Consider the following 9,796-nt stretch of genomic DNA (forward strand, 5'->3'; position numbering starts at 1 on the left):
GGACTTTGCCTTTAGTGAAAAGTGGTGGCTCGCTCCTCGCTTTGAAAGGTGCCCGCGCAGAAGAAGAAATAAAAGCTGCACATACGCAGCTGCGTAAATATAAGGCGGCTTGGGTAGATGTGCACGACGTAGCTATTTGGGGTGCGGTAGAGGGTACGCGGGTAGTGGAGATTAAAAAGAAGTAGGAAAGCGCCGGCAGTATATAGAGCGGCGCAAGTAAGCACGTCGTCATAAGTAATAATTTCGGAAGTAAGCACGCTGGAAGTAAAAAGAGCGCGGAAACTATAAAAATAACGTATTCATTTGTTTATTTAGTAGTTATTTATTCATCATCTCCATTATACCTACAATATATCAGGGAAAAGATTCCGCTCTTTTCGTTTAGTGGGTATATTAAGAGTGCCTATATGATGAATAGGGAAGCAGTAAAATTTATCCATTAGTGAAGGCAGAATTGCTTCTCTATTTATTACGATATAGGTATCGGTACTTTACTGTTTAAGAATTTTTGCTGTTTATTGCAAGATAGTGATTAGATAGGCTCGAAGTAGGGAAAGCAGGATTTTATGCAAAACATAGATGGGCAAACGGGTGCAGTAGAGTCTAGTGGCTTATCGAATGTGGATAATACGGAAAACGAAGATTTTCTGGAAACCCTGCTACAAGATTCTCCCCTAGGTGCTGCTCTCGCGCGCGACCGAAAAGTGATGCAAGAAGTAGCTGCTTCTCCTTTTCCGCGCCCTGCTATACCCCGAGTAATTACGGTGGCAAATCAAAAAGGTGGTGTAGGTAAAACTACTACAGCGGTAAATATTGCAGCAGCACTCGCAAAAGGCGGACTACAAGTACTTGTAATAGATGGCGATCCCCAAGGTAATGCTTCTACTGCACTTGGGGCTGATAAAAACGCGGAAGTTTCTACCCTTTATAACGTATTGCAGGGAGAAGTTGATATTGCGCAGGTAGTGCAGATATGCCCAGAGTTACGTAACTTGCAAGTGGTTCCCGCGAATATGGATTTATCTTTATTAGAATTTGAATTAGCTAATTCTGAGCAACGCGAATTTCGTATGCAAAAAGCGGTGCAAGATTATTTAGATGTTTCACGTGAAACATCTGCTGCGCCAGATTATATTATTATCGATTGTCCGCCTTCTTTAGGCTTATTAACCATTAATGCATTAGTGGCAGCAAAAGAAATTCTTATTCCAATTCAAACTGAATACTATGCTTTGGAAGGATTGACGCAACTATTAAAAACCATAGGGCGGGTACGAGAGGCTCTACAAGCAGAAGTACAGATATCCACGATTTTACTTACGATGTTTGATAGGCGTACTAATCTTTCGCAAGAAGTAGCTGCAGAGGTGCGGGCGTATTTTCCTCAAGAAACCTTAAATATAGAGATTCCGCGCAATATTCGAATTTCCGAAGCACCTAGTTTTCAGCAGAGTGTAATTACTTATGATGAGAGATCTTCTGGAGCGATAGCTTATATGGCTGCTGCAAAAGAAATAGCCGAGCGAGCAAATCAAGTAGAAAACTAAGTAGAAAACTAAGTAGAAAACTAAGCGAAAAAAGTAAATAAAAAGTAGTTAGAATTTAATTGGCGAAAGATATTAATTTAGTTGCTTTTGTTGAATAATTTGAGGGGATGAAACGATGAGAGAAAAACGGCGTGGATTAGGGCGAGGAATCGGCGCTTTGATTCCTGATTCTCAAGGTGAAAAAGAAAGTCCAATTGACGTATTTTTTAGCTCGGCACGTCCCGCTGCTTCGGCAAATACTGCTACAGAAGGTATCACAGTAAAAAATAGTGCCGGTAAAAATACTGGTGGAGCAGCTAAAAACAAGGTTAGTGAAAATGACGCTCCCGATATTTCTGTAACTGGGGATAAAAAGTCGGTAAAGAAAGCCGCAAGCGGTAAAAAGAAAACGAATGAAGTGAGTGCCGCGCAGACAGGTGCAGCTAGCGCAGAAAAAGCACGAAAAGTTTCGAAAAAGTACAAGAATGTTTCACGTGAAACGGATACTTCCCAAGATTTAGTGCCAGTGCCGGGAGCTACTTACGGAGAAATTGCTTTAGATCAGATAATTCCAAACACAAAACAGCCTCGGCAAGTTTTTGATGAAGATGAATTAGACGAATTAGCGCTTTCCATAAAAGAAGTAGGAGTATTACAGCCAATAGTAGTGCGCCCCTTGGCAGAGAGAGATGCCAGCCATCCGCAAGCACGCTATGAATTAATTATGGGTGAGCGGCGCTGGCGCGCTTCGTTAAAAGCAGGGAAGAAGACTGTGCCGGCAATTGTGCGCCATACCGAGGATGCAGACTTATTGCGAGATGCATTATTGGAGAATTTGCATCGGGCACAGTTGAATCCTTTGGAAGAGGCAGCAGCTTATCAACAGTTATTAGATGATTTCCAATGCACACAAGAGGAACTATCGAAACGAATTGCGAAATCTCGCCCCCAGATTTCAAATACCTTGCGGCTTTTGAAGTTGCCACCTTTGGTGCAGCGGCGGGTAGCGGCAGGGGTGCTTTCAGCTGGGCATGCCCGAGCACTTTTAGGGTTGAACGATCCGGCTGCTATGGAGCGTTTAGCGCAGCAAATAGTAGCGGAAGGCTTGTCAGTCCGAGCTACGGAAGAAAAAGTTACCTTAAGTGGTGAAGAAAAGTTAGTTACACCGCGGCGTCCACAGCAAGTTGATCCAGAGCTGGCTACTTGGGCGCAAGAATTAGGCGATTACTTAGATACAAGAGTAAAGATTGTGCAAGGAATACGAAAAGGGAAAATAACTATAGAATTCGCTTCTGTTGAAGATTTACAGCGGATTTTAGAGATTATTGGCGCAGGAAAATAAAACCAGCAATAGAAGCCAAAGAGAAAAGCGGGATAGTGTTATTACTATCCCGCTTTTACTGGTTAGCTAGCCTATTTAGCTGCTATATCTGCTAAATAATTCTCAGCATCTAAAGCAGCTTTACAGCCACTGCCAGCTGCCGTGACGGCTTGCCGATAGTGACTATCTACGACGTCGCCGCAAGCAAAAACTCCAGGCAAATTAGTCTTTGTAGTGGGGTGTTCTACTTTTATATAGCCTTTTTCATCGGTATCAATTTCACTCGCTACCACTTTGGAACGTGGTTCATGCCCAATAGCTACGAAAAGTCCCGCCACCTTCAGTTCAGAGAGTTCTCCCGTCTGGGTATCCTTTAAGATCAGTGACTCCAGCGCATCTTCTCCGTTTATTTTTTCTACTACGGAATTCCAGTGCATTTCTACTTCATCTTTTGCTAGAAGCCTATCTGCCATTATCTGCGAGGCGCGCAGAGCATCGCGTCGGTGAATTACATGCACCTTTTTAGCAAATTTTGCGAGGAAAAGTGCTTCCGTGACTGCTGAATCTCCTCCACCGATTACAGCGATTTCTCGATCTTTGAAGAAGAATCCATCGCAGGTGGCGCAGTAAGAAACACCTTTTCCAGTCAGGTTAGCTTCATTTTCTAATCCGAGCTTGCGATAGGCAGAGCCGAGAGCCAGAATAACTGTCTTTGCCTTATAAGAAGCAGATTCCGTTTTTATAGTTTTTACATCGCCAGAGAGAGAAAATTCGCTGGCGTCTTCGTATTTGACTTCCGCCCCAAACTTTTTAGCTTGCTTCTCCATATTGTCCATGAGTTCGGGCCCCATGACGCCATTTTCCCAACCGGGGAAGTTTTCCACTTCGGTGGTAGTCATAAGCGCGCCACCTGCATCTAAAGCTCCGGCAATTACTAAGGTGCTGTGCCCGGCGCGGGCGCTATAAATCGCCGCCGTCCAGCCAGCTGGGCCAGAGCCCACAATTAAAACATCATAAATATCAGCCATTTTCTTTCTCCATCACTTTCTTGGCATTGTCTGGGCACTTATTTGACTGTAATTTCCGAAATTACGGCTCGATTCATTCCTTCTTCGTCTACTGGCAGAGAATCGATCCATAAAATGAATTCATCGGTTACTACTGGTTTCTTTGCTTGTAAATGCGTCTTTTCTGAAATAGCACTACTACTTACAAGCGTACCGCTTTCGGCATCCGCACTCGGAGGAAGCATCCATTTAATACTTCCACCTTCTCCGCGTACAGTCACGGTAATTTCACTAAGAGCAGTTTTTTCTTTTAATTTTACTGCTATTCCTATTTTATCATTATTGTATATAGAATTATTCTGGTACCACCAGGTGTACCAGGCAGTTTCCGGATCTCCGTCGATTGCTTTCGTTATTTCTTTTACCAGACGCTCGGTGGAGCTATTAGCTGTTTCCAGCGTCTGCGGATCTTCTGCCACTACTTTTGCACTGGAAATTTGCGGGGCTACCTGCGGAAAGTTTTCTGCTTCCGAGCTCCCGGCTGTACCGTTTTTACCTTCGTCCGTGGGTATAGATACCGGACTTAATGGCCGCAACAGGGCAAAAAGGCAGATAGCAAAAATGGCAATCCCGGCTAGTAGCATTCCCCAAAAAAGTCCGCGTGAACGACGACGCGTGTGGGTATCGCCGCTATGCGTATTGGCATTGTCTTGGCGTACGTTGGCATCGCTATCGTGCGCGCTGGCATCGCTGCCTGTAGCAGCTTCTGTATTATGAAGAGATTGCGCCTTTGTACCATCCGGTAAATCGGTGTTTGCATACGGAGTCAACTGTGCAGAGGTTGCGGGCGGTGCCGCTTTACTGGGAGTATTTCTTAGTTTTGGCCACACAAAAGGTGGACGAGAATTTTCAGATAGCGCTTCTTCTGTGTTTTCTGAGCCTGCGCCAGAATTTTGGTCAGGAGAGTTCTGGATAATTGAGTCTGCGGCACCCGAGTTTGAAGTAACTAAGTCTGGGGTAGCTAAACCTGAAACATCCGAGTCCACTTCTTCCAGTTCTGCCATTTCTTCCACTTCTGCTGCTGGATTTGGATCAGGAGCGGGATCAGTATTGGGATCAGTATTGGGATCAGGAACGGAATCAGTATTTTCTGCAGATAGATCTTGCGCACTTACCGGTAAATCTTGTGCACTTAAAAGCGGAAAAGCAGTATGCAAGCGGGTGTGTGGATTTGGAAGTGCCGTAAAATCAATTTCTCCCCACGGAGCTAGCCGCCGCAAAAAATCTCCGGCTGATGCGGGCCCTTGCCCGCTTGCCTCTGCTTGCAACAAATCGAAAAGAGCTGCCGGTAAATTCGGTAAGCTAAGCGCTTTTTGCAGCACCGAATCGTGGCTAGCTGGGTCTTCCGGGAAATCTTCTCCTTGAAGCAAAGCTGCAAGAAAAATTACCAAACCGCGCGCTTCTGCTCGATCTAGCTCGAGAGGGCTGCGCTGCAAATCTACCTGTGCCAAAGCGGCGCGAATTCCGATGCCGTCAATCAGCACTTCTCCTGAATCAGGCAAATAAATACTGCGTGCCTGCAGTTGCAAATCTCGAATTCCGAAATCTCCGGCTGCCTGTATTCCGGCAGCTACTTGCCCCATAATTGCCATAGTCGAGGCAGGATCTAAGGGGCCTTTTTCCAGATAAGATTTCAGGCGCTCGCCGGTAGGAATTTCCGTAAAAATTATGGCACTTTCTGCGTCATCGTGTATCGCCACTACCGCAATATGCTGTGCCGGATCGAGCAAGGCAGCTCGGCGTGCGGCATCAATAACTTGGGGGCGCTGCGTTAGTTTCAGATCGATGACGATAGCGCGCAGTTGCCGGGAAAGTACCGTATCAGTGGCTTGCCAAGTAGTAGTGCCAAAAGACGAAAATTCTTCGAGAGAAAGTGAATCTAGCGTGAAACGATCAGCAATGGGGGTTTTCCCAGAGAGATACGAATTTTCCAAAATTTTCCCTTTCTAATCATTTCGATGAGTACAACGTGCTACCTGCCAATACGCTCTGCGCCAGGAGACTCTGCTAGCACATTTTACGCCAATACACTACTGGTAGATATTTACGTCAATCCTTCTCTAAGTTTACCTGTTTATTGACATGGTCGGCGGGAGTGGAAGCTGGAGCGGAAGCTGGAGCGGAAGCTGAAGTGGGAGCTGGAGCTGGAGCTGGAGCGGAAGCTGAAGCGGAAGCTGAAGCGGAAGCTGAAGAAGCAGAGAGGCCTTTTTCAGATGATTGGGAGATTGCTTTTGCTCTCCGCCCACTGCGTACTGATTTAGTCACTCCGACTACCAGCACAAGGCCGATTAAAATAGCTAAAACTAAAGTGCCGGCATTTTCCCAACTAGCGCGAATCCGCATATTTATAGAGGCCGGCGCGCCCACTTCGTGCCCATTTTTATTTACGATACGTACCTCTAGCTGCAGATTTCCCGATCCATGTGCCTGCACAGGAATTGCTACGGTAGTGGTGGTTCCGGCCCGTAACTGCGCGGACACTGCAGCTGGAATTTCTAATCGGCTGTCGGGAGCTTTCACTTTGACCGTCACATTTACGGGTACTGGAAAAGGATTAGTGATGTGTAGCGGTATCTCAGCCGTATTAGAAATCATATTGATAGTAGAAGATTCTTCCACCTTAATTCCGGAAATTAATTGCGGTGCCGCCAGTTGGTTGATTGCCGTCTTTCGTGCTTTTGGATCTTTTCGCCAATCAGTAGCCAGCATTCGCTCTGTGTAGTTATCCAAAGCTGCCCTAAAGGTAGCGGGGTTTTCGATGATTTGGATTATCTCATCGAGGGTGGCGCGATTTATTTGCAAATTTTGCAAATCAGCGGCAGATAATTCCCCGGGATTTATTTCTTGCTCAGAAATTCCACCTTCGTTGAGCTGGCGGGTATTGATGTCCTCAATATTCTCTAAAGAAGCAGGCTTCAACCAAGGAGCTTGGAGAAGTGCGCGCACGGCCGTGAGCTCTGTATTCTCTTTCGCCGGGCAGTTTTCCTGGCAATTTGCGGTACCCTGCTCTCCCGCTGCGGCGTCACTTTCCGTATTATCTACTGCACCAGAGCTGCCATCAACTATACCGCGCTCTATGCGCACCACAATTGGCCGCGAATAATTTGGCGCTTGCCCGAAGTGCACGGCACTCAAAGCAATACTCGTCTGCTGGGCATCGAAAGCCGAGAGTTCTAGGTACTCATCTCCAGTGGGAGCTGGTAGACGCCCATGTAGAGCAGAGCTAATGGCACTGTGGAAAAGCAGCACATTCAACTCACCATCTTCTAGATAGATATGTGAATACGGGCTCGGCGTATAGTAAAGTTCTCGCTCGGCGGGCGCGTAACGGTCTTCCATAATTACTTGCGAAATTCCTGTTTGCGCCACTAAATTAAGCGTCTGGGCGTCGGCTTTCCCTTCTAAAAATATCTGTTCAAGTTTTGGCTCTCCGCCTATATTAAGTGCCTGTTTTTGGGTGCGTTCTACGATTCTCTTAGCTAAACTCGCTTGCTCGGTGTGGGCAAGTGCCGCAAAATCTACGTCGTGCGTAGGCAGCAGCTGCAGCTTGGCCTGCTTAAAAGAACTTTGCTGCAGCGGTACTTGATTTTCTTGCAGAAAAGCTGGATCAACAAAAGCATTTACTCCCGCAATATCCCAGGTGAGAATGCGTTTTTGCAGCTGCACTCCCGCTTCCTTTTTGGATGCTATTTCTTCTGCGCTCTGCGCGCTTTCTCCCACTACCAACTCTTTAATATCCGGCGTTTCTGCCAGTTTTTTTACTCCCGCCGTCACTGGTAATAGCACGGATATGGGCATCGGGGTGATTTCAGCTTCTGGAGCTACGGTAATAAAAGTGCGATCACGGAGATTTTCACCATCCTCATTCCCGGCGATGTGGGCTTGCACTTCAATTCCGCGCGCTCCCCATTCAAAAGCCTTAGTGGACCAGGGGCGTTTATCAGCAGGCAGCGTAAGAGTAATTTCCTTGGTTTCCCCTTTCGCCAAGGAGAGATTCTGCGGGAAAGAGAGAATTGATTTTCCGTCCGTCGTGCCGCGCATCCAGTTATAAATACTTGTTTGGGTGGTGGAAGGAGAATAGGCAGCTCGTAATTCGAGATTTTCTAGTTTCGCCGCACTTTCTCCCAAGTTTTCCACTCGCAGGCGGAGCGTTAAATCTTTCCCCGGGAGGAGAATTGCTTCCCCGGTACCAATGATTTCTAGGTGTACGCCTGGGTGAGCAGTATCTTCTTTCTGATTTTCTCCTTGGGCATAGGGAACACCCAGAGTGAGCAGGCAGATTGCCATACACAAAGCCACCAAGGAGATGAATAAAGATTTTTTCTTCCCCGCCATGGCTACTCTTTCTCTCCGATGAGTAATTCCTGCGCAGCCTCAATTATACGCTTCTCGTTATCGTAGGCGAGGCGCTCTGCCACTTCCTCCAGAGCCACCCATTCAGCCAATTCTGCTTCCTGATCAGGATCGTTTAGTACGGTGATTTCTCCACTGAGTGCTTCGAGCAGGAAATGGTGCACTACCTTGTGCACGCGCCTATCGGTGCCAGAAAACCAATAATCAATAGTGTTCAAATGGCAAAGTACTCGCCCATGTATGCCAGTCTCTTCCGAAATTTCCCGTGCTGCTGCTTCGGCAGCAGTTTCTTCTCCTTCTAAATGCCCCTTCGGTAAGCACCACTCTAAATTGCCGTTGCGGGCGCGCCGCGCAATTAAAGCCACATAAGCACGGTTATTTCTCACTTCTACTATTACCCCACCAGCTGAAGTTTCGTTCACAATCGGCAGTTGGTGGCGGGAAGACGTCCGCCGTTTCCCTGGTAAACGCCGGCGGCGGCGCAAGGGGTGAGTATTATTCTTCGTATTCGACATCGTTTACAGTGGTAGTGATTTGGTGTCCTATGCGTTATGAACGGAGCAGTTTTCGTGGCATTCTTAGAGAGTGACGAATACTAATTCTCCTTCACAAGGTATAGAAACAAACTTGGGCGCTGGCGTGAACCAACGTGCGCGGATGCTCGCGCAGGGGCACCAAACCCTGCACTCACTTCCGGAGGCAATTCTTAATCTAGGTACTAGTTTCTCACGTTATGGAGAAGAATTGGCGTTAGTTGGGGGGCCAGTTCGAGATGCTTTTCTGGGTGCGCCAGTACATGATTACGATTTCACCACTTCTGCTCGCCCCGAACAGACGCAAAAAATTCTGGCAGAGTGGGGAGATAATACCTGGGATATCGGTAAGAAATTTGGCACGATAGGTGCGGTAAAAGACGGCTTAGTAGTAGAAGTTACCACTTACCGAAAAGAAGAATATGAAAGCGATTCCCGAAAGCCCGAAGTGGAATTTGGGGATACTTTGGCAGGCGATCTGACGCGCCGGGATTTTACGGTAAACGCTCTAGCCGTTCGGCTTCCAGAATTAGAACTGGTAGATCCGTGCGGGGGAATGAACGATTTAGTAGCGGGCATACTCTCTACGCCGGCTTCTCCGGAGCAATCTTTTTCTGATGATCCTTTGCGTATTTTACGGGCGGCGCGCTTTACCGCCCAGCTTGGATTTCATGTGACGCCGGAAGTAATGCGGGCAATGCGTAAGTTGGCGCCGCGTTTAGAAATAGTTTCGGCGGAGAGAATACAGGCCGAGTTGGTGCGGCTAATTTGTGCGCCCTATCCCCGAGCAGGAATAGAACTGCTGGCGGAAACGGAAGTACTTGCGAGAGTCTTGCCGGAAGTAGCCGTTTTACGTGAAACGGTGGATGAACATGGGCGGCATAAAGACGTCTATGAGCACACGCTTACTGTTTTAGATCAGGCAATAGATTTAGAAACGCCGGCAGACGGGGAAGTACCTGCGCCAGATTTTCGTTTGCGTTTCGCAGCTTTGCT

6 protein-coding genes and 2 pseudogenes are annotated in these 9,796 nt (G+C 47.2%); 4 read left to right on the forward strand and 4 right to left on the reverse strand.

From position 1 onward, the window contains the following. From Q0X35_RS04600 to Q0X35_RS04610, 3 genes and pseudogenes are all read left to right on the forward strand, one after another. Positions 1–185 (forward strand): annotated as a pseudogene (locus Q0X35_RS04600) (16S rRNA (guanine(527)-N(7))-methyltransferase RsmG); the annotation flags it as partial. Between the two features lie 381 nt (positions 186–566). After that, a complete protein-coding gene (locus tag Q0X35_RS04605) occupies positions 567–1,547 on the forward strand; it encodes a ParA family protein (RefSeq protein WP_297566025.1) in 981 nt (326 codons plus the stop codon). A gap of 115 nt (positions 1,548–1,662) precedes the next feature. Beyond that, a complete protein-coding gene (locus Q0X35_RS04610; protein ID WP_297566027.1) occupies positions 1,663–2,868 on the forward strand; it encodes a ParB/RepB/Spo0J family partition protein in 1,206 nt (401 codons plus the stop codon). 71 nt (positions 2,869–2,939) lie between these two features. Here the strand turns inward: Q0X35_RS04610 and trxB are convergent, their stop codons facing one another. The 4 genes from trxB to Q0X35_RS04630 form a co-directional block, all read right to left on the reverse strand. Then, positions 2,940–3,875 (reverse strand): thioredoxin-disulfide reductase, encoded by a 936-nt coding sequence (trxB, locus tag Q0X35_RS04615; RefSeq protein WP_297566029.1) that lies wholly within the window; start codon positions 3,873–3,875, stop codon positions 2,940–2,942. Between the two features lie 38 nt (positions 3,876–3,913). Continuing rightward, a complete protein-coding gene (locus Q0X35_RS04620) occupies positions 3,914–5,848 on the reverse strand; it encodes a hypothetical protein (RefSeq protein WP_297566031.1) in 1,935 nt (644 codons plus the stop codon). A 115-nt stretch (positions 5,849–5,963) separates the two neighbouring features. Then, on the reverse strand, positions 5,964–8,249 hold the full coding sequence (locus tag Q0X35_RS04625) for a DUF6049 family protein (RefSeq protein WP_297566033.1): 2,286 nt from the start codon (positions 8,247–8,249) through the stop codon (positions 5,964–5,966). Positions 8,250–8,251: 2 nt separating this feature from the next. After that, positions 8,252–8,782 carry an NUDIX domain-containing protein gene (locus Q0X35_RS04630; RefSeq protein WP_297566035.1) on the reverse strand — a complete coding sequence of 177 codons (531 nt, stop codon included), beginning with the start codon at positions 8,780–8,782 and terminating at the stop codon, positions 8,252–8,254. A 142-nt stretch (positions 8,783–8,924) separates the two neighbouring features. Between Q0X35_RS04630 and Q0X35_RS04635 the strand changes: the two are divergent. Then, a pseudogene (locus Q0X35_RS04635) lies at positions 8,925–9,796 on the forward strand (CCA tRNA nucleotidyltransferase); the annotation flags it as partial.

Source organism: uncultured Arcanobacterium sp. (genome assembly GCF_947253055.1).
In the GTDB taxonomy this organism is placed as follows: Bacteria; Actinomycetota; Actinomycetes; order Actinomycetales; family Actinomycetaceae; genus Arcanobacterium_A.